General features: G+C 33.0%; 23 protein-coding genes. 16 read left to right on the top strand and 7 right to left on the bottom strand.

Features of this window, described 5'->3' with window-relative positions; genetic code table 11:
* The first annotated feature begins 71 nt into the window (after positions 1 to 71).
* The 8 genes from VDP25_RS12480 (at position 72) to VDP25_RS12445 (ending at position 8,637) form a co-directional block, all read left to right on the top strand.
* Positions 72 to 2,927, top strand: a complete 2,856-nt coding sequence (locus tag VDP25_RS12480) for a M16 family metallopeptidase (RefSeq protein WP_334470262.1) — start codon at positions 72 to 74, stop codon at positions 2,925 to 2,927.
* Between the two features lie 134 nt (positions 2,928 to 3,061).
* Positions 3,062 to 3,829, top strand: a complete 768-nt coding sequence (locus VDP25_RS12475) for a ParA family protein (protein WP_215924382.1) — start codon at positions 3,062 to 3,064, stop codon at positions 3,827 to 3,829.
* Complete coding sequence (locus tag VDP25_RS12470; RefSeq protein ID WP_334470261.1) at positions 3,829 to 4,731, top strand: ParB/RepB/Spo0J family partition protein; 903 nt, start codon at positions 3,829 to 3,831, stop codon at positions 4,729 to 4,731. Before VDP25_RS12475 ends, VDP25_RS12470 begins: the two co-directional genes overlap by 1 nt.
* A complete protein-coding gene (locus VDP25_RS12465) occupies positions 4,721 to 5,308 on the top strand; it encodes a DUF5683 domain-containing protein (RefSeq protein ID WP_215924379.1) in 588 nt (195 codons plus the stop codon). Before VDP25_RS12470 ends, VDP25_RS12465 begins: the two co-directional genes overlap by 11 nt.
* 1 nt (position 5,309) lies before the next feature.
* On the top strand, positions 5,310 to 6,011 hold the full coding sequence (gene dapB, locus VDP25_RS12460) for a 4-hydroxy-tetrahydrodipicolinate reductase (RefSeq protein WP_334470259.1): 702 nt from the start codon (positions 5,310 to 5,312) through the stop codon (positions 6,009 to 6,011).
* A 64-nt stretch (positions 6,012 to 6,075) separates the two neighbouring features.
* Positions 6,076 to 7,701, top strand: coding sequence for a signal peptidase I (gene lepB, locus VDP25_RS12455; RefSeq protein ID WP_334470257.1), 1,626 nt, complete (start codon positions 6,076 to 6,078; stop codon positions 7,699 to 7,701).
* A 3-nt stretch (positions 7,702 to 7,704) separates the two neighbouring features.
* Positions 7,705 to 8,316, top strand: coding sequence for a WbqC family protein (locus VDP25_RS12450; RefSeq protein ID WP_334470255.1), 612 nt, complete (start codon positions 7,705 to 7,707; stop codon positions 8,314 to 8,316).
* A gap of 12 nt (positions 8,317 to 8,328) precedes the next feature.
* Positions 8,329 to 8,637 (top strand): DUF6122 family protein, encoded by a 309-nt coding sequence (locus VDP25_RS12445; RefSeq protein WP_334470254.1) that lies wholly within the window; start codon positions 8,329 to 8,331, stop codon positions 8,635 to 8,637.
* Here the strand turns inward: VDP25_RS12445 and VDP25_RS12440 are convergent.
* From VDP25_RS12440 to VDP25_RS12410, 7 genes are all read right to left on the bottom strand, one after another.
* A complete protein-coding gene (locus tag VDP25_RS12440) occupies positions 8,629 to 9,654 on the bottom strand; it encodes an endonuclease/exonuclease/phosphatase family protein (RefSeq protein WP_334470253.1) in 1,026 nt (341 codons plus the stop codon). The genes VDP25_RS12445 and VDP25_RS12440 overlap by 9 nt on opposite strands.
* Before the next feature lie 5 nt (positions 9,655 to 9,659).
* Complete coding sequence (locus tag VDP25_RS12435; protein WP_334470251.1) at positions 9,660 to 10,532, bottom strand: rhomboid family intramembrane serine protease; 873 nt, start codon at positions 10,530 to 10,532, stop codon at positions 9,660 to 9,662.
* Positions 10,533 to 10,534: 2 nt separating this feature from the next.
* Positions 10,535 to 11,356, bottom strand: coding sequence for a rhomboid family intramembrane serine protease (locus VDP25_RS12430; protein WP_215924365.1), 822 nt, complete (start codon positions 11,354 to 11,356; stop codon positions 10,535 to 10,537).
* 3 nt (positions 11,357 to 11,359) lie between these two features.
* Positions 11,360 to 13,222 carry a DNA mismatch repair endonuclease MutL gene (gene mutL, locus VDP25_RS12425; RefSeq protein ID WP_334470248.1) on the bottom strand — a complete coding sequence of 621 codons (1,863 nt, stop codon included), beginning with the start codon at positions 13,220 to 13,222 and terminating at the stop codon, positions 11,360 to 11,362.
* Complete coding sequence (locus tag VDP25_RS12420) at positions 13,222 to 13,506, bottom strand: riboflavin synthase subunit beta (protein ID WP_215924495.1); 285 nt, start codon at positions 13,504 to 13,506, stop codon at positions 13,222 to 13,224. Before VDP25_RS12420 ends, mutL begins: the two co-directional genes overlap by 1 nt.
* Positions 13,507 to 13,948: 442 nt before the next feature.
* Complete coding sequence (gene ribH, locus VDP25_RS12415) at positions 13,949 to 14,455, bottom strand: 6,7-dimethyl-8-ribityllumazine synthase (protein WP_215924361.1); 507 nt, start codon at positions 14,453 to 14,455, stop codon at positions 13,949 to 13,951.
* A gap of 3 nt (positions 14,456 to 14,458) precedes the next feature.
* Positions 14,459 to 15,223, bottom strand: a complete 765-nt coding sequence (locus VDP25_RS12410) for a tetratricopeptide repeat protein (protein WP_215924359.1) — start codon at positions 15,221 to 15,223, stop codon at positions 14,459 to 14,461.
* A gap of 140 nt (positions 15,224 to 15,363) precedes the next feature.
* On the opposite strand from VDP25_RS12410, the gene recF reads away from it, so the two are divergent.
* The 8 genes from recF (at position 15,364) to VDP25_RS12370 (ending at position 21,717) form a co-directional block, all read left to right on the top strand.
* Positions 15,364 to 16,443 (top strand): DNA replication/repair protein RecF, encoded by a 1,080-nt coding sequence (gene recF, locus VDP25_RS12405; RefSeq protein WP_334470243.1) that lies wholly within the window; start codon positions 15,364 to 15,366, stop codon positions 16,441 to 16,443.
* 89 nt (positions 16,444 to 16,532) lie between these two features.
* Positions 16,533 to 16,973 (top strand): lipocalin family protein, encoded by a 441-nt coding sequence (locus VDP25_RS12400; protein WP_334470241.1) that lies wholly within the window; start codon positions 16,533 to 16,535, stop codon positions 16,971 to 16,973.
* Between the two features lie 93 nt (positions 16,974 to 17,066).
* Entirely contained in the window at positions 17,067 to 17,363 is a 297-nt protein-coding gene (locus VDP25_RS12395; RefSeq protein ID WP_215924353.1) for a DUF721 domain-containing protein, read from the top strand.
* Between the two features lie 227 nt (positions 17,364 to 17,590).
* Positions 17,591 to 20,002 (top strand): penicillin acylase family protein, encoded by a 2,412-nt coding sequence (locus VDP25_RS12390; RefSeq protein WP_334470237.1) that lies wholly within the window; start codon positions 17,591 to 17,593, stop codon positions 20,000 to 20,002.
* Positions 20,002 to 20,361: a hypothetical protein gene (locus tag VDP25_RS12385; protein ID WP_334470235.1), complete on the top strand. Its 360-nt coding sequence runs from the start codon at positions 20,002 to 20,004 to the stop codon at positions 20,359 to 20,361. Before VDP25_RS12390 ends, VDP25_RS12385 begins: the two co-directional genes overlap by 1 nt.
* 127 nt (positions 20,362 to 20,488) lie before the next feature.
* The gene (locus VDP25_RS12380) at positions 20,489 to 20,791 is read left to right on the top strand and encodes an ArsR/SmtB family transcription factor (RefSeq protein WP_334470233.1); all 303 of its coding nucleotides are present in this window, start codon (positions 20,489 to 20,491) and stop codon (positions 20,789 to 20,791) included.
* Positions 20,792 to 20,906: 115 nt separating this feature from the next.
* The gene (locus VDP25_RS12375; RefSeq protein ID WP_334470231.1) at positions 20,907 to 21,077 is read left to right on the top strand and encodes a hypothetical protein; all 171 of its coding nucleotides are present in this window, start codon (positions 20,907 to 20,909) and stop codon (positions 21,075 to 21,077) included.
* A gap of 37 nt (positions 21,078 to 21,114) precedes the next feature.
* The gene (locus VDP25_RS12370; RefSeq protein WP_334470229.1) at positions 21,115 to 21,717 is read left to right on the top strand and encodes a short chain dehydrogenase; all 603 of its coding nucleotides are present in this window, start codon (positions 21,115 to 21,117) and stop codon (positions 21,715 to 21,717) included.
* The last annotated feature ends 40 nt before the right edge of the window (positions 21,718 to 21,757 follow it).

Raw genomic sequence — 21,757 nt, 5'->3', positions numbered from 1 at the left:
ATTAACATATTATCTCTAAATTTAGAGGAATTTTCTTATGCAAAAATTAATCCACTTAAACCATCATTCACATGAAAACAAAGATTTCCCTCGTGTTTAAAACATTTTTTGTCTGCTGCTTACTTGCGACATTTACAACGAATGCACAAACTAAGACACTAGAAAACCAAACCAGCAGCTACATTCCAACAGACCAATTACCAACCTCGCCTGAAGTTAAAATAGGTAAACTCTCAAACGGCCTTACTTACTACATTCAGAATAACGGCAAACCTGAAGACAAAGTAGAATTACGCTTAGCCATTAAAGCAGGTTCTATTTTAGAAACTGAAGACCAGCGTGGTCTAGCTCACTTTATGGAGCACATGAATTTTAATGGAACCACCAATTTTAAGAAAAACGAATTAGTAGACTACCTACAAGGTATTGGTATAGAGTTTGGTGCAGACCTAAATGCTTACACAAGTTTTGACCAAACGGTTTACATCCTCCCTATTCCTAGTGACGATCCTAAGAAGTTAGATAAAGGGTTTCAAATTTTGCACGATTGGGCTGGCAACGCACTACTTACAGAAGAAGATATTGATGAAGAACGCGGTGTCGTTATTGAAGAATACAGAACACGTCTTGGCGCCGCAACCAGAATGCAATCTAAATATTTAGACAAAATTGCTTACAAATCTAAATATGCAGATCGCTTACCAATTGGCACAAAAGAAAACTTAGAGACCTTTAAATACGAAAGCCTTAGAAACTTTCAAAAAGATTGGTATCGTCCAAACTTAATGGCAGTAATTGCTGTTGGTGATTTAGACGTAGAAACACTTGAAAAGAAAATAAAAGACAATTTTAGCGACCTTAAAAATCCAAAGAATCCGAAGCCAAGAGAAGAATTTGGTTCAGAAAACCACGAAGAAACGTTTATCGCCATTGAATGGGATGAAGAAGCCACAGGCTCACAAGTTCAAATATATTATAAAGATAAAGGCGAAAGAAAAAAAACAAAAACAATTAGCGACTACAGAGACAATATGGTTGAAGGTCTTTTTGACCAAATGATTAATAATAGATTAAGTGAATACAGCAACAAACCAAATCCGCCTTTTATCTACGGATTTTCATACAAAGGAGGTATTATTGGTAATAAAGACGCCTACCAATCTTTTGCACAAACCAATGACACTGGTCAATTAGAAGCCCTAAAAACGCTATTAGAAGAAAACGAACGTGTTAAGCGTTATGGCTTTAAAGCTTCAGAACTAAAACGTGCTAAAAAAGATTTCTTAGCACGATTAGAACGTCAATTTAAAAATAAAGACAAGCAAGAATCAGGTAGAATTGTTGGCCGTTATATTCAAAATTTCTTACAAGAAAGCCCGATTCCTGGAATTGAGTGGACCTACAATTTTGCACAAACAGAATTACCTAAAATAACACTAGACGAAGTTAATGCTTTAATTAACAAATTTTTACATGACGACAATAGACTCGTTATATTAACAGGCCCTAAAAAAGAAGGGCTTAAAAAAGTAACAGAACAAGAAGTCATTGATTTATTAAAAAGCGTAGAAAAAGCCGAAATTAAAGATTATGAAGACGAAGCTGTAAGAGAGCACTTAATGCCCATTAAACCTAAAAAAGGCAGCATAATTAAAAAAGAAGTTAGCAACGAAGGTCAAATTAATGAAACCACAACGCTTACACTAAGCAATGGTGCCAAAGTCATTTACAAAAAAACAGATTTTAAAAATGACGAAATCTTATTTGAAGCATATAGTTATGGAGGCACCTCTCTATACTCTGATGAAGTTTTAAAAGAAACCGCAAACGCCAATAGAGGCTTATTTGAAGCTGGTATTGACGGACTCACTAAAAACGACCTAAACAAATTAATGTCTGGTAAAATTGCTAGCGTTAGTCCATTTATTGGTAACTTAAGCGAAGGGATGAGAGGCGCTGCTTCACCAAAAGATTTTGAAACCATGTTTCAAATGATTCACTTATACTTTACTAAATTAGACAAAGACCCTGAAGCCTTTGCATCGTATATAAGTAAACAAAAAGCTTTTTTAGGTAATATTCTATCTAATCCTAATATCTCATTCTCAATTGCACTTAATGAATTCACCAATGAAGGAAATCCTAGATATACAGGCTTCCCAACAGAAGTAGATCTAGACAAGGCCAATTATGATTTAGCATACATAAAATACAAAGAGCGCTTTGCCAACGCAGGAGATTTTAACTTCTATTTTGTTGGTAATATTAATGAAGATAAGATTGCTGAATTAGCTGAAACTTATATTGCTTCTTTACCTGGAAATTCAGAGAGAGAAATGTACAAAACTACTACATTTAGACCAAAATCAGGTGCGCATGAGTTTATATACTATAAAGGCACAGAGCCAAAAAGTCAGGTCAACCTCACCTATTCTGGCGAAGCAAAATACAATGTTAACGACGCAAGAGCAATGAATGTTTTAGGTGAAATTTTAAGTATTAAACTAATCGAAAAACTAAGAGAAGAAGAAGGTGGTGTATACGGAGCTGGCGCTAGAGGCTCTATTAGCAAATTACCTTATGGTCGCTTTAATTTTAGCATTTCATTCCCTTGTGCACCTGAAAATGCAGAAAAACTATCTCAGGCCTCTATTGCCGAACTAGAAAAAATCATTAAAGATGGCCCAACAGAAACTGATTTAAATAAAGTAAAAAAAGCATTATTATTAAGTAGAAAAGATGATTTAGAACAAAATCGATTTTGGCTATCGACTATAAAAGGTGCAGACTACAACCAAAGCGACATTAATAATGTTATAAACTACGAACGCAATATTAATGCGTTAACCACAAAAGACATTCACGATGTTGCTAAGAAGTATTTAACAGGAGGCTATATAAAGGCTATTTTATTGCCTGAGGAATAATAATTTTAAATTAGAGTCATTTAAAGGCAGTCTTTTTTTTGACTGCCTTTTTTATTAAGTCAATGTTAACAACTTCAGTTTCCTAAACTCGTAAATAATCGTATTTTTAAGCCCTAGAAAAACCAAATCATTTAATGGGTAAAATCATTGCAATTGCTAATCAAAAAGGAGGTGTTGGAAAAACAACAACCTCAGTAAATTTAGCCGCTTCTCTAGGCGCTCTTGAGAAGAAAGTATTACTAATAGATGCTGATCCTCAGGCCAACGCAAGTTCTGGCTTGGGCATTAACGTAGATACTGTTGAAATAGGCTCATACCAAGTATTAGAGCATACTGCTACTGCCAAAGAAGCTATAATCGCTTCTAATGCACCAAATGTAGATGTTATGCCTGCACATATAGATCTTGTCGCTATAGAAATTGAATTAGTAGATAAAGAAGAACGCGAGTATATGCTAAAAAAGGCAATTATAGATTTAAAATCAGACTATGATTATATCTTAATTGACTGTGCTCCATCTTTAGGCTTACTAACATTAAACGCTTTAACGGCTGCAGATGCTGTAATTATTCCTATTCAATGCGAATATTTTGCACTAGAAGGTTTAGGCAAACTGTTAAATACTATTAAAAGTGTACAAAAAATACATAATGAAGCGTTAGATATTGAAGGCTTACTTTTAACTATGTTCGATTCGCGTTTACGTTTATCTAACCAAGTCGTAGAAGAAGTCCAAAAACACTTTACAGATATGGTTTTTGACACTATTATTCAACGTAACGTACGTTTAGGCGAAGCACCAAGTTATGGTGAAAGCATTATTAACTATGATGTAAGCAGTAAAGGGGCAGCTAATTATTTGAGCTTAGCCAAAGAGCTGATTAAGAAAAACGAATTATAATGGCCAAAGCAACAAAAAAACAAGCATTAGGACGTGGACTTTCGGCTTTGTTGAAAGATCCTGAAAACGATATTAATTCTGCAGAAGATAAAAATGCAGATAAAGTTGTTGGTAATATTGTAGAACTCGATATTGACAGTATTGAAGTCAACCCTTTTCAACCAAGAACAAATTTTAATGAAGAATCCTTAAGAGAACTCGCCTCTTCAATTCGTGAATTAGGTGTTATTCAACCTATAACCGTAAGAAAACTAGCCTTTAACAATTACCAATTAGTATCTGGTGAGCGTCGTTTTAGAGCTTCAAAACTCATTGGGCTAACAACAATTCCGGCATATATTAGAATTGCTAACGACCAAGAGTCCTTAGAAATGGCTTTGGTTGAAAATATTCAACGTCAAGATTTAGATCCTATTGAAATTGCCTTATCCTATCAACGCTTAATAGACGAAATAGATTTAACTCAAGAACAAATGAGTGAACGTGTGGGCAAAAAACGCTCTACAATTGCTAATTATTTACGTTTATTAAAATTAGATCCAATTATCCAAACGGGAATGCGAGATGGTTTTATTACCATGGGACACGGAAGAGCTATGGTTAATATTGAAAGCCAAATTGACCAGCTTGAAGTTTATGAAAAAATAATAAGTAATAAACTGTCTGTTAGAGCCACAGAACAACTGGTTAAGAACCTTAATTCTGATGAGACACCTAAAAAAGAAAATACTGCTACAGAAGTCCCTAAACATATAAAGAAAGGAGTTAAGGAATTCTCAGAATATTTTGGCCATAAAATAGATGTTAAAATCGCAAAAAACGGAAGCGGAAAAATAACAATCCCTTTTCATTCTGAAGAAGATTTTAATAGAATAAAAAAACTAGTACAACGTGACAAATAAAGGTTTATATACACTTTTACTATGCATGTTCTCGGTATTATATTCATTTTCTCAAAAAGAAAAAGACAGTACTAGTATTGCCTTAGACCAAAGTCCTATTATAGCTAATAAAACATTGGTTAAAAAAGAAATTGACCCTCTAAGGCCATCAAAAGCAGCATTTTACTCCGCTATACTTCCGGGTTTAGGCCAAGCCTATAACAAACGGTATTGGAAAATCCCAATTGTTTGGGGAGCTATTGGAGCTGGCGTTTACTTTTACGTTAGAAACGACAAACAGTTTGACCGTTATAGAGATGCTTATAAAAGCCGATTAGCCGGTTTTAAAGATGATGAATTTTATGGTTTAATTTCAGATGATGGTCTTATTAGAGCTCAAGAACAATTTAGACGAAATAAAGAAATGTCGCTATTAATTACCTTTGGCTTGTATGCTCTTAATATTATTGATGCTAACGTTGATGCACATTTACTTCAATTTAATGTCGATGAAAATCTAAGTCTAAGTCCACATTACCAATACAATGAAATGGAAAACACTTCAGACTTAGGACTAACACTCAATTTCAAGTTTTAATATGAAAATTGCTTTACTTGGTTACGGCAAAATGGGCAAAAGCATTGAAACAATTGCTCTAAATCGCAACCACACTATCTCATTAAAAGTTTCGAGTGCAACAACAGCTTTTGATTTTTCAAATACAGATGTTGCCATAGATTTTAGCTTACCTACAACAGCTGTAGCAAATATAAAACGTGCTTTAGACGCTGGTGTTCCTGTAATCTCCGGAACAACAGGTTGGCTAGATCAATACCAAGATATATTAGACTATTGCAAGGAAAAAAATGGCGCATTTTTATACGCTTCAAATTTTAGCTTAGGTGTAAACATCTTTTTTGAAATTAATAAAAGACTAAGTGAGCTAATGTCTGATTTTCCTGAATACACAACTAGCATTGAAGAAATTCATCACACACAAAAGCTAGATGCACCAAGCGGCACAGCAATTACTTTAGCAGAACAGATTATAGAAAATACCAATTATAGCAATTGGACTTTAGACCAACCTCAACCTAAAGAAATTCTTATTGATGCCAAACGAATAGAAAACGTTCCTGGTACACATGAAATCACATACAATTCTGAAATAGACGCTATAAGCATTAAACATACTGCGCACAACAGACAAGGCTTTGCTTTAGGAGCTGTAATTGCCGCAGAATGGATTAAAGACAAAAAAGGCGTATTTAGCATGAAAGATGTGTTAAACATTGGTTAACTTGCCAATATTTTGAAACAAATTAAAATAATTTTCAACCAACATATAGACAAAACATAACGGTATGACTTGGACACAGTGGTTTATCTTTTTACTCGTATTACAAATTATACATGGCTTAGGCACATGGAAATTATATATAAAAGCAGGCCGTAAAGCATGGGAAGCCTTTATACCAATTTACAACGCTGTAATTTTAATGAAAATTATCACACGTCCTTGGTGGTGGGTAATTTTAATGTTTTTGCCTATTGTAAACCTTATTATGATTCCTGCTGCTTGGGTAGAAACGGCTCGTGCGTTTGGAAAAGACAGTAAAATTGACGCCCTTTTATGTATCGTTACTTTAGGGTTTTATCTGTACTACCTAAACTATGTAGCAGACGTTAATTATATAGAAAACAGAAGACTTACACCTAAAACATCTACAGGCGAATGGATTACCTCTATCCTATTTGCAATTGTAGCTGCAACCATTGTACACACTTACTTTTTTCAACCATTTGTTATCCCTTCATCTTCCTTAGAAAAATCGTTATTGGTAGGCGACTTTCTTATTGTAAGTAAGATACATTATGGAGCAAGAGCACCAATGACAACTGTTGGAGCACCAATGGTACATGACACTATTCCTGTTTTAGGAACAAAGTCGTACTTATTCAATGATCATTTTGAAGAACGAAACACCTCTTGGATGAACAAACTCCAATTGCCGTATTTCAGATTTCCAGGTTTTGAAAAAATAGAACGTAATGATATCGTTGTATTTGGGCAACCTGCAGATACTTTGGTGGATATGAACAAGTTTACACCAGACAGAAACTATTACAAACCTATTGATAAAAAGACCAACTTAGTAAAACGTTGCGTTGGTATTCCGGGAGATACCTTAGAGGTTAGAAATGGAGTTGTTTATATTAATGGGAAGCAAAATAAACTACCAAATAGAGCAAAAGTTCAGTTTTCATACGATGTTGTTTTTAATAACATAAACGCTAACACGATGTACGAGCTTAATCAAAAAGTTAGGCCTATTCTAAAAAAATATGATATAACTGACGGCATTCGTTACGATAGCCAACGCGAAACCTTTATTGTACAAGCGACACAAGAAGCGGCTAAAAAAGCCGTTGTACATCCTAACATAGCATCAATAAACTTTCATGGTGAGGATGAAGGCATCAGAGATCCAAACGTATTTCCTCACGACTTAAAGCACAATTGGAATTATAACTTTTTTGGACCTATATGGATTCCTAAAGCCGGAAGTACTCTTGAGCTAAACATGGATAACATTGTACTTTATAAACGTGCCATCGCTGAATATGAAGGTCATAAAGTTGTAACAAGAGGCAATCAAATATTTATTGACGATAAACCTGCAACATCTTACACGTTTAAGCAAGATTATTATTGGATGATGGGTGATAACCGTCATAACTCTATTGATGCTAGAGCATGGGGATTTGTACCATATGATCACGTTATCGGGAAACCTGTATTTATATGGATGAGTATTGATGGTATTAATGATGGCCTTAAAAATTGGCGTTTCCGTTGGGACCGAATTTTTACCACTGTAAGCGGAACTGGCGAACGTACATCTTATTTGATACCTTTTATAGTTCTTATTATAGGCATCAGCATTTTTAACAAATGGAGAAGAAAAAAGAAAGCTAAGGAGAGTTAAATTTTGAATAGTCTTATATATCCAACCTCTTTTCCTAACATTGCACACTTTTGGGCAATTGTTAATTCGGATTCTGTTTATTTTGAAGTTTGTGATAATTATCAAAAACAATCGTTTAGAAATCGTGCTGAAATCTATGGCGCTAATGGGAAACTGGCCTTAACAGTTCCGGTAAGTTACTCACAAAAAAACAGACAGCTCTATAAGGATGTAAGAATTGCTAATGAAGAAAAATGGCAAATTCAGCATTTAAAGTCTTTACAGTCGGCTTATAGTATGTCGCCTTTTTTTGAGTATTATATAGACGATTTAATGCCACTTTTTGAAACACATTTCGATTATATTTTGGATTTTAATTTAAAATGCTTCGATATACTTTCAGATAGTTTACAATTAAATCTATCCCCAAAACACACATCGGTTTTTGAAAAAGATACCACAGACAAAACAGATTTTAGAACCTTAGTAAGGCGAAATTTTAAAGTGGAATCATTTCAGCCTTACACCCAAGTTTTTACTGAAAAGCATGGTTTTATACCCAATCTTAGTATTTTAGACTTATTATTTAATGAAGGTCCAAATACAGAGTTATACTTAAAGAAACAAACACTATAAACCCGAAAAATAATGCTTCAGTCATTTGTTCATTACGGCATACACTTCGGTTTACCTTTAGCTATTGCTATTCTGTTTTATAAGAAATATTGGATAAAAGCCTACTGTATTATGATATTAGGTATCCTGATTGATTTAGATCATCTATTGGCAAATCCTATTTTTGATCCTATCCGCTGTAGCATCAATTTTCACCCACTTCACTCCTACTATGCTATTGCCGTTTACCTATTATTATTAATTCCTAAAAAGACTCGATTGCTTGGCTTAGGGCTCGTAATTCACATTATAGCAGACACAGCAGATTGTGGACTAATGTGATAACTTTAAAGTTGTTTTTATAGGGTAATGATCTGAAAGTTTTACATCAAACGTCTTAAATCCATTAACCGTAAAATCATTATCTGCCAAAATAAAATCAATTCGCATTGGAAAGAATTTAAAATCATAAGTTCTACCAAAACCATTACCTGCTTCTTCAAACGTATCTTTTAAATTATCACCTTTTATTTTTCTGTATATATAAGAATAGGGTGTATTATTAAAGTCGCCCGTAACAATTGTTTTATAATTAGATTTTGCCTTATGTGCTAAAAATAAATCTACCTGATCTTGTTGTATCTTAAAGGTCGCACCAACTTGTTTAAATAAGTGCCCTGAAGTTTCATTTTTTAACTTTTCAACATCAGTATCAATCCCAGAAGATTGTAAGTGAAAGGTATAAACACGTATCGTATCTCTTTGTTTTACAATATCCACAAAAATGGCATTATTATAAGTATTCGGAAATTCTAATGAACCTGAATTTACTATAGGAAACTTAGAAAAAATTGATTGTCCGCCCTTAACTCCATCAGTATAGGTGGCATTAAAATTATAGTAACCTTCTAGTTCAATGGCATCAGATCTTCGGTATTCTTGAAAACAAATAATATCTGCATTCTCCTCTTTTACTAATTTAATAATATCTTCTTTTACCGTTTTACTTGGCAACCAACCAAACTTATTTAAAAGTCTTACATTAAAAGACATTACTGAAAAATTAGCGTCGTCTTTAATGTCTGATGATGACGAAAACTTATACATAGAACTGATATAACTCCAGCCTAAAAGCAAAACCATCAATGACAATATCATTTGTTTTTTAACACGCAGTAACCAGTAAACAAAGAATATAACATTAAGAATAATGAGCAATGGCACACCTAAACTTAGAACAGATAAGGTAGCAAAACTCTTAGGAGGAATGTAAGGTAAGATATAAGAAATAAGCAGTAAAAATGCGACCAACGAATTGATTACAAATATAATTTTACTACCAAATTTTAAACCTTTCACCTGTTTTAGTCTTTACCCACTTTAAATAAAAATGCTTTTTCATCGGCTGTTAAACTTTCATAACCACTCTTACTAATCTTATCTAAAATGGAATCTATCTTCTTCTGTTTATTTAACGCATCAGATTCAGTTTTAGTCTTGCTCGCTGTTGCACTTTTTTTAGCTGTTTTATGAACCGTTTTTAAATTAGACTTTGGTTTAAACCAACTCATAAAACTATCCATTGTACGCTCAAAACCTGTTCCTATATCTGAACCATTAAGTAGTTTATTGGCATATATATAACCTAGCGCATAGCCTCCAAAATGAGCCACATAACCTCCTTGATTAAGGCCTAGTAACATTCTAAATAAATCCAAGCCAACAATAACCATAGCAATATGCTTCCATTTTACGTTAAAAGCATTAAATAAACGAATTTCTGTGTTTGGCATATAAGTAGCCACAAAAAGCAACAAAGCACTTACACCAGCAGAAGCACCAACTAAAACACCTTTACCAGAAAACAATGACGTTGGCATTAGATTGGTATAGGCTAAATACGCTAATCCTCCACAAATAATACCTAAAAAATAAACATTTAGAACCATTTTGGATCGAAACAAGTTGGTTGTTATACGCGATAAATAATAAAGGAATAACATATTAAACGCCAAGTGAAAAAGACCATTATGCAAAAACCCATAAGTAATTAAAGACCATGGCTGAAATAGATAATCCATGATACCTGATGGCAACTCAAAGTACCCAAATAAATTAATTCGTAATAACGAATTAAAAACAAGACCAATAATAAACACTACGACATTAATAGCAATGATTTTACCAAAAACATCTAGATTATTAAACTTGTATTTTAAATCTTGAATAGTGCTCATAATTAATTCCAACGGTATTTATCTTTTTCATTTTTCTTCCAGAAATACATAACTATAAAACCTATTACAGCACCACCAACATGCGCCATATAAGCAGTATTACTTGGACTAAAGAAGGATTGCCCTGTAAATGCAGAGATGACATCTAATAATATTATTCCTGGAATAAAGTACTTAGCTTTTATTGGTATTGGTAAGAATATCATCATTAATTTGGCATTTGGATTCATCATACCAAAGGCCGCTAAAATTCCCATGATACAGCCAGAGGCTCCTACCATAGCACTAGTATTTACAACATTTAAATTAAATAATCCTGCAAAATTAGAACTCGATATATTGGTGTTAAAATTTGCTTCATTTAAGATAGGTATCATTTTTTGTTGAAGAATTTCACCCTTTATATATTGCCCAGACGTTGCATCTATATTTATTATCTTGTTCAATAATTCACTGCTCATATTCAAATCGGCAACACTTTGCATTGCCGTAAAATAATCAACATAGTAATATCCTAGTTGAAACAATAAGGCACCAAAACCAGCAGAAAAATAAATAAACAAGAATTTTTTAGACCCCAATCTTTGTTCTACAGGTGTACCAAACATCCAAAGTGCAAACATATTAAAAAGTAAATGCGCAGGACCACCATGCATAAACATATGTGTTACAACTTGCCATGGCTGAAACAAATCGTTTGTAGGGAAATACATTGTAAACAATCTCTTAAACAAGAGACCATCACCTAATGTCACTGTTCCAATGAACATTACTACATTAATGATGATTAAATGTTTTACTGCATCTGTTATATTAAACCTCATATTCTACATAAATTTTTTCTCAATATCATCAACCGCCATAGTAATAAACGTTGGTCTGTTAGTTGGTGATACATTAGGTTCCTTACAGGCAAATAAACTATTTACCATGTGTTCTTGTTCTGTACTATTTAATGATTGCCCGTTTTTAATTGCCAAACTCTTTGCCATTGATTTTGCCAACAAATCGGCAGCACTGAAATTAGTGTCTGGCACATCATTTTCAACATCACTAATTAATTGTTCTAAAATAATAGACACTTCACTTTCTGGCACTCCAACTGGAACTCCTGTAATGATAATTTCTTTTTCACTTAATTCTGAAAAAACAAAACCTGTATGTTCTAAATCGTTTTTTAAATCGTCTATAATTTTAGTTTCATTGGGAGTAAAATGCAATTGCAATGGAAACAATAATTGCTGACTCGTAGCTTCTTTTATTGTAATATGCTTTAAAAAGTTCTCATACAAGATACGTTGATGTGCTCTATTCTGGTCTATAACTAACATCCCAGATTTTAAAGTACTTACAATGTATTTTTGCTGTAATTGAAAGGTCGTTTTTTTAGTTTCTATAGATGAATCATTAAAAATTGATTCATTTTTAGACTCACTTTCAAATGTTACCTGACTATAGTCTGTCTCAGAATTATTTCCTTTTGATTCTAATCCAACATATAAACTTTCCCAAGAAGCTGTAGGAGCTGATTTAAATCCGGTATTATGGCTTGTTGATTTTGGTTTACTTCCGCCAAAATCTTCTGCAAATGGATTAAAACTGCGATCTACCTCAATCGCAGGAGTAGAAGCTTTTTTATCTCTATAATCATACGGTGTATTTAAACTACTCTGATGTTCAAAATCTAAAACAGGTGCAATATTAAATTGACCCAAACTATGTTTTACTGCCGAACGCAAAATGGCATATAAGGTATGCTCATCATCAAACTTAATTTCGGTTTTTGTTGGATGAATATTAATATCTATTGTTTTAGGATCTACAGTAAGGTTCAGAAAATAACTAGGGTGATACCCATCTTTTAACAAGCCTTCAAATGCCGATTTTATAGCATGATTAAGATAAGGGCTCTTTATAAAACGTTGGTTTACAAAAAAGAATTGCTCAGATTTAGTCTTTTTAGAATATTCTGGCTTACCTACGAATCCCGAAATTTTTAATACTTCTGTTTCTTCTTCAACAGGCACTAACTTTTCGTTTGTTTTAGAACCAAAAATATGTACCACACGTTGTCTGTAATTTTCTTGAGGTACATTAAACAAATCACTTCCATTGTGATAAAATGAAAAAGCAATGTTTGGATGTGCCAATGCTACACGATGAAATTCATCGGTAATGTGTCGTAATTCTACAGTATCTGATTTTAAGAAATTTCGTCTAGCCGGAATATTAAAAAACAAATTTTTAACGCCAACTGAAGTTCCTGTAGGTGTTACCGAAACTTCTTGCGATTTCACTTCACTTCCTTCAATAACAATAGTAGTTCCTAAATCGTCTGTAGCTTGTTTTGTTTTTAACTCTACATGTGCAATGGCCGCAATACTTGCCAAAGCTTCACCTCTAAAACCTTTGGTATTGAGTTGAAATAAATCTTCCGCTGCTTTAATTTTTGATGTTGCATGACGTTCAAAACTGAGTCTGGCATCAGTAACACTCATACCTTTTCCATTATCTATAACTTGTACTAAAGTTTTACCAGCATCTTTAATAATAAGTTTTATTTCAGTAGCGTTAGCATCAATAGCATTTTCCAATAGTTCTTTAACTACTGAAGCTGGACGTTGAACGACCTCACCCGCTGCAATTTGGTTAGCAACATGGTCTGGCAAAAGTTGAATAATATCTGACATTAGCTTTTTGGAAGAAAAATAGAAAGGTCGAAACCAATAATAAATAAAAATAACAACACTAAAACTACAACTATAATAATAACACGTTTATTCACATCATCATCTGGATTATGCTTATAATCATTTATTGCAGCGTTTAATTTACCTTTTATACCCTTTGCAGGAGATACTGTTGTTCTGTGTTCATCAAATTTATGTTTAAGTTCAAAAGGACTGCCCTCTCCTTTATAAAAGCGAGGTTTATAATTATACTTTCGGTTCTTCTTCATTTTCATTAATCCCATAATTTCCTTATTTAATATATCCGTCAAGGATATAAATTAAAACAAAAAGCGAAACTAACATGATGATTAAAGCTGGTAATGATGTTAAAACACTTCCGCGTTTCTTATCGTTCCCTTTAACTTTATTCCATTTGGTCTCGAAGTCGTCCTTCGACTTTATTTCTTCAGAATCCTGAAAGCGAGGTTTATATGAAAAACGTTTATTTTTTCTTTGCTGAAACAAGTGACTCTTAAATTAAACTTGATTAATCTCAAAAGTACTGAAAATACAAGGAAATAATGCTTAAGGATTCCTTAAAATTATTAACAAAAAGAGTGCCAGAGTTAATGGCAGTAGGTCGTAGGTCGTTAGGTGAAATTAAATTTTAACTTCCTCCTAAAAAGATAAAAACCTCTTATTTTAGAAACAGGTATCTCCTATTGAAGACAGAGAACAGTATACTTAAACTGTATCTCTTCGTAATGCAGCCATTTTTATTGCAGCAATTGCAGCTTCTGTGCCTTTATTACCATGTATACCGCCAGAACGATCAATAGATTGTTGCATGGTATTATCGGTAAGTACACAAAAAATAACTGGAATATCTCCTTTTACATTAAGATCTTTGATGCCTTGAGTAACACCTTCACAAACAAAATCAAAATGTTTGGTCTCTCCTTGAATAACACAGCCAATGACAATAATAGCATCTAGCATCCCTGAATCGGCATAAATGCTTTTGCTCATTCGAGCTGCACCATACGTCAATTCAAAAGCTCCTGGCACATTCCAGCGCACAATATTTTGCTTTATCGCGCCGCAATCTAAAAGAGCATCAAAAGCGCCTTGCCATAGACCTTCGGTGATAGTATCATTCCATTCTGAAACAACAATCCCAAACCGAAAATCTTTCGCGTTTGGGATTGTTGTTTTATCGTAATCCGATAAATTATGATTTACAGTAGCCATATATTATAAGCTTACTTCTACTTTTCCTAATAACACATCTGCCTCTTTAGCTTCGTCAGACGAAGAATATTCAGACTTAATTCGCTTTAAATAATCTAAAGCTTTAGTGTTTTTACCTAAGCTGATAGCAACTTTTGCTGCTTTCATTAAATATAAAGGTGTTGTAAAATCATTAGCATTAGCTGCAAATGCTTTTTCATAGTATGCTAAAGCTTCTTCTGGTTGCTCTAATTGAACAAACGCATCACCAATACCACCTTTTGCAATAGGGTTTAACATTTTATCATCACTAGAAAAATCGCTTAAATGCGTGATTGCATTTTGGTAATCTTTTAAGTTTAAATATGCTACACCAGCATAATAGTTAGCTAAATTAGCTGCAGGAGTTCCACTATATTCATTAATGATATCTAACATACCATATTTACCTTCACCTCCATTTAAAGACATTTTATAAAGTGAATCTGAAGCAACACCACTAACAGCATCATCAAAATACTTTTTAGCTGTGTACATTTCATTCATAGCATCCTTTGCTTTTGGCTCTGCTACTATTTTATTGTAACCTAAATATCCTAGTACAATTAGAGCTATTACTCCAACCACACCAATAATATATTTTTGGTTTTTAACAGCCCATTCCTCAGTTCTGGAAGCTCCTTCATCTAAAGTATTAAATACTTCTGCTGTTGTTGAATCATCTTCAACAATTTCTTCCTTCTCTTTTTTGGTTTTAGGTTTGTAGCCTCTTTTCTTATATGTTGCCATAACTTGTCATTTTGTGCGTCCGCAAAAATAAAATTTTTATTGGGATTTAAAAGCCTATTTATTTGTTATTTTTGAATTATTAATTACATATTGAAAATGCCCTATTACATCAGTAAAATTAGGCATAACGTTATCTTTTCATGAATCTAAACACGCTATCTTTAGTTAATTATAAAAATTTTGAAAGTCAGGTTTTCGATTTCGACGCCAAAATCAACTGTTTTGTTGGAGCTAATGGTATCGGAAAAACAAATGCCTTAGACGCCATATATCATCTTGCTTTTGGTAAAAGTTACTTTAATCCTATTGCAACTCAAAATATAAATCACAATGCAGAGTTTTTTGTAGTTGATGGACATTTCACCAAAAACGAACGTACTGAAAAAATTATCGTATCCTTAAAACGAGGACAGAAAAAAGTCATTAAACGCAATGCTAAAGTTTATGAAAAATTTAGCGAACACATTGGCTTTATTCCTTTGGTTATTATTTCTCCTGCAGATCGTGATTTAATTATTGAAGGTAGTGATACGCGACGCAAATTCATTGATAGTGTTATTTCACAAAGCGATAAAAGCTATTTAACGGAACTTATTAATTACAATAAAGTATTAACGCAACGTAACGCACTACTAAAGTATTTTGCACTAAATAACACCTTTAATAAAGATACACTTGCCATATATAATGAACAACTCCACACCTATGGCAGTGAAATATTTAAAAAGAGAGCGGCTTTTTTAAAGACGTTTATTCCAATTTTTAAAGCACGCTATCAAGCAATTAGTCAGAGTAAAGAAACTATTGACTTAACTTATAAAAGTGATTTGTTTGATACTGAATTAAACGAACTTTTAAACAAAACCATTAATAAAGATAAAGCATTGCAATACACTAGTGTGGGTACACATAAAGATGACTTAATCTTTTTAATAGACAGTTTTCCTATTAAAAAATTTGGAAGCCAAGGGCAACAAAAATCATTTTTAATTGCTTTAAAGTTGGCACAATTCGATTTTATAAAACAACAAAGTGGTGTGTCTCCTATTCTATTATTAGATGATATTTTTGATAAGCTAGATGAAAACCGAGTAGCTCAAATTATTAAGTTGGTAGACGATGCTCATTTTGGACAGATTTTTATTAGCGATACACATGCAGAACGTACAGAAGATGTCATAAAACAAACACATCAATCTTATAAAATTTTTAAATTATAACACATGTTGATGGCATTCTAGAACACACTTTTTTGAGCACTTTAGCAAACGCAAAACACCTATAAATTCTATTAAAAGACAATAAAAGAATGAATTACCTTTCTAACTTCAAACCGGTATTATTAACACTCATAATGTTAAGCATTTTTAGCTGCTCCAAAAATCCTGAAAACGACATTCAATATATTGAAGGCTATTGGGAAATTAAAGAAGTTACAATGTCTGATGGCAGCAAAAAAGCATACAAATTCAATGAAACAGTAGATTATATTAGTATAAATGACGATTTAAAAGGTTTTAGAAAAAAATTAAAACCGGGTATTAACAACACTTATTTCACTTCTGGTGATGCTGAAGCTATTCAATTAAAAATTGAAAATAACAAAATAAACATCTACTACTCTACCCCATATGCTAATTGGAAAGAAACGGTTTTAGAAGCTACAGAAAATCAACTTCGCATTATTAATGATAGTGAGAATATATATCTTTATGAACGTTATTCTTCAATAGAATTAGATTTAGAGTGATACATTTATTAAATTTAATTTTTGTCATTCACACAAAGGTTCATATTAAAGGTAAAATAACAAGATTGATAAATAGTTAAAGAGAAAATAGTTATGGCAAGACGAAAAAACGAAAACCAACCTATACAAGACATTCTAAAAGAATTTGTACAAACCAACAATTTACAATCTGGTTTAGACAAAGTAGATGTACGTGAGGCATGGACAAATCTGATGGGAAATGGCGTTAATAATTATACAACAGCAATAGAATTAAAACACGATATACTTTATGTACAACTCAGCTCTAGTGTACTTCGTGAAGAATTAAGCTATGGAACAGAAAAGATAATAAAAATGCTTAACGAATCGCTTAGAAAAGAAGTGGTTAAAAAATTGGTACTTCGCTAATTTTTTTAGCCTATAATATCAGCGATTAGCTAATCTGTTCTTCAATTTAAAAATTCCTTTTTCATCTCTGTAAACCTTCCGTTAAGCATAGGACTCTTTGTGTAAATCCCTAATACAAAGTCACTATCCTTTTTTAAAACTAACGCCTCGAAAATAATTTAATACGATTCGTATTTTAAAATCACCATAATAATTACTATTTTTAAATTCGTCTATAATTCAACTTCATGAAAATATTCAAACTCCTATTATCTTTCGTTTTAACGATAGGCATTTTTTATGCGCTCAATACCAAATTTGGTTCTATTCCTCCAATAGGCAAATTTCTAAATCCTTATTCTGGTGTTTGGCAAAATGAAACCGATGAATCAATTTCTGGAAACATTTCTATTCCCGAATTAAAAGATAAAGTCACGGTTCATTATGATGCCGAATTAATTCCACATGTATTTGCTCAAAACGAAACCGACTTATACAGAGCACAAGGTTATATTACAGCAAAACACAGATTATGGCAAATGGAATTTCAAACCTATGCCGCAGCAGGTCGTTTATCTGAAATTATTGGTGAGTCTGCATTAAGCTACGACAGGCAAGAACGCAGACGTGGCATGGGCTACGGAGCAGAGCAATCACTTTTAAAAATGAATGAAGATGAAGAAACAAAAGCATATATAGATGCCTATACAGCGGGTATAAACAGCTATATTAATCAATTAGAAACTGACAAAATCCCTGTTGAATATAAATTACTCGACTATAAACCCGAAGCTTGGACGCCTAAAAAAACAGCTTTGCTTTTAATGTACATGACCAAGATGTTAGCTGGTGGCGATGAAGATATTGAATACACGAATGCCTTACGCTTGTTTGGAAAAGAACGTTTTGATTTGTTATTCCCTGATTTTTTTGATGTTACAGATCCTATAATTCCAAAAGATAATGATTGGAGCTATATAGATATACCACAAACACCAATGCCAAATAGCGAGCCTGTTTTAGATTCTATTGCTACAGTAATTGACAAACCAGACCCAAACTATGGTAGTAATAACTGGGCAGTATCTGGCAGCAAATCAACAACCGGAAACCCAATCTTAGCAAACGATCCGCATTTAGGACTCAATTTACCCTCTATCTGGTTTGTTATGCAATTAAGCACACCAACTCATAATACTTTTGGAGCAACATTACCAGGAGCCTTAGGCGTTATATCTGGCTTTAACCAATATATATCTTGGGGAGAAACTAATGCTACACGAGATGTTATTGACTGGTATAAAATTGAATTTAACGAAGATGGTACAAAATATAAGTTTGATGACGACTGGAAAGATGTTACTTATAGAATAGAAGATATTAAAATAAAAGGAAAAGAAAATTATAAAGATACTATCCGTTACACACATCATGGCCCTGTGTTTTACGATGATAATTTTAAATCTGATAACGCCAAAAAAGGATATGCCATGAAATGGATTGGACATATTGGAGGTAACAATCAAAAAACGTTTTTAGAGCTCAATAAATCTAAAAATTACAAAGATTATGTAAAAGCTATAAGCAGCTATACAGCACCTGCTCAAAACTTTGTTTTTGCATCAACAGAGGGAGATATTGCGATTTGGGTACAGGGAAAACTGCCAAATAAATGGGAAGGCCAAGGAAAATTTATTATGGATGGCAGTAAATCTGAAAACGATTGGCAGAGTTTTATTCCGCAAGAATTTAATGCTCACACCAAAAACCCAAAACGTGGTTTTGTGAGTTCTGCAAACCAAACTCCAGTTGATGAAGCCTATCCCTATTTTGTGTTTAATGATGGTTATGAAACCTACAGAAATCGTGTGATAAATGATTTTTTTAGATCCAAAGAACAGTTTAGCGTTCAAGATTTTAAAGATTTGCATAATAACAATTACAATCTTAAAGCTTCAGAACTCATGCCATATATGTTAGAAACTATGGATGTTTCTAACCTAACCGAAGAGGAAAAAGAAATTTACAGCATCGCCAAAGCATGGCAATATAATAATGACATGGAAGAAATAGGTCCAAGCATCTGGAAAGCTTGGTGGAGTATCCTTTACAATATGGTTTGGGATGAATTTGATGTAGAAGACACAGCTATAACGACTCCATTTACCTATCAAACCATTTACTTATTAAAAACTAAAGGCGATGATGCCTTTATGGATATTTTAGACACACCTGAAAAGGAAACAGCCAAAGATTTATTTCTAATAAGCTTTAGAAAAGCCGTTAAAAAGCTTAACGATTGGAAAACTGAAAATGGTGATCTTAATTGGACGAATTACAAAGGCACTTATGCAGGCCATTTACTACAAGCTTTACCTGCATTTTCCAGGTTTGATATTCCTATTGGCGGAGGAAAAAACATTGTTAACGCTACATCTGAAAATTGGGGACCGTCTTGGAGAATGATTGTAGAAATGACCTCACCTCCTACTGCCTTAGGTATTTATCCTGGTGGACAATCTGGAAATCCCGGAAGTAAATATTACGATAATTTTATAGACGATTGGGCCGCTGGTAAATATTATAGTCTTAATTTTTTACAAAGCGACAAAGTAACGGATGTCATCATTGGCACACAAACCTTAATACCAAACAACTAATGAGCAAAAATATCATCAATTTTATAGTTACTATTATAATCGCATTTGTACTCTCATTGTTTCTACCTTGGTGGTCTGTAATGGTTGCTGCTTTTGCTACAGCTCTATTTATTCCACTGAAGAAAGTAGCCGTATTTTTTATTCCATTCTTAGCCATTCTTTTATTTTGGGCTGTGTATAGTTTTATTCTCAGTAGTGGTAACGACTTTACCTTAGCCAAACGTATTGCTGTGCTTCTACCATTAGATGGCAATCCTTATGCTTTAATTTTGATTACAGGACTTATTGGCGGATTGGCTGCAGGTATAGCTGCGGTCTTTGGTAAGCAGTTAAGCTCAGTTTTAGCGAATAAAAAATAAGTTAATAAAAAACTTGTAATCAACTGCACATAGGCAAAACTGTCCTAACAAGAAGTAAACAGGCTAAACTTTATAAAATTTTATTAATTCATTATCACATATCGATATTTATAGATATGTTTGTAGTATGAATTTAAAAACAGCCACTGAAATAGGAAAATGTCTATCTAACCAAACCAGAGTACAAATCATGGAATGGTTAAAAGATCCCGAAAAACATTTTCCGCCACACGAAACATTAAAGCATTTTAACGATGGGGTTTGTGTAACTTATATTCAAGAGAAAGCCGGACTTTCTCAATCTACCATTTCAACCTATTTAACTAATATGGAAAAATGCGGAATTTTAATATCAACTAGACATGGAAAATGGTCATATCTAAAAAGGAATGAAGATACAATTAAAGCATATATTAACTTTATAAGTTAAAAAATTTAATTAAACACATCGACATATAGCGATATAACAAAATATAAAAGTTATGATAGACATTCTTGGTTAGACCGGTTCTGGGTTGATAATTCTTGCTTTTGCTCTCACACTTATGGAAAACACAAAATATATAAAACATGTCAAGTATTTAAACTTACTCGGCGGAAATCTAATTGCTATAAACGGTTACTGCTATAATACAATTTCTCCATTTGTAACCAACTTACTTTGGAGTGTTATTGCAACCTTAACAATTTATAAAATAAGAAAGAAGAAAATATAATGTGATAAAAATCAATGTATAACTTAAAACAAAACATATGAAAATAGTAATCATCGGAGGTCATGGAACAATAGGAAAAACAGTTGTATCCCATTTAAAAAAAGATAACGAAATAGTAATAGCTAGTCGCTCAAATGCAGATGTCACTGTAGATATTGCCAACAGCAAGTCTATCAAATCTATGTTTGATAAAATAGGAAAATTAGATGCTATAATATGTATTGCCGGAGAGGCAAAATGGGATGATTTTAATAATCTTACTGAAGAAGATTATTATATAGGATTAAAAAGTAAACTTATGGGACAAGTGAACCTTGTTCGTATTGGAAAAGACTATTTAAATCAAAATGGTTCAATAACCTTATCAACAGGTATTTTAGCAGATGATCCCGTTGTACAAACAACAAGTGCCGCAATGGTAAATGGAGCTATTCACAGTTTTGTAAAAGCTGTAGCACTCGAAATTGAAAACGGAATTAGAGTTAACGTGGTGTCTTCAGGAATGGTTGAAGACGCTTACGAAAAATATAAAGATACTTTTCCAGGACATAACCCAATACCAATGAACAAAGTTATAAACGGATATGTAAGAAGTGTAAAAGGGAAAGGAAATGGTGAGATTATCAGAATATATGACTAAATAATGATAACAACACTTTTAGTATAAGCAATCTCTAAAA

The organism is Winogradskyella sp. ECml5-4 (assembly GCF_036903175.1).
Lineage (GTDB): Bacteria > Bacteroidota > Bacteroidia > Flavobacteriales > Flavobacteriaceae > Winogradskyella > Winogradskyella damuponensis.
This window is presented reverse-complemented; position numbering and strand designations above follow the sequence as displayed.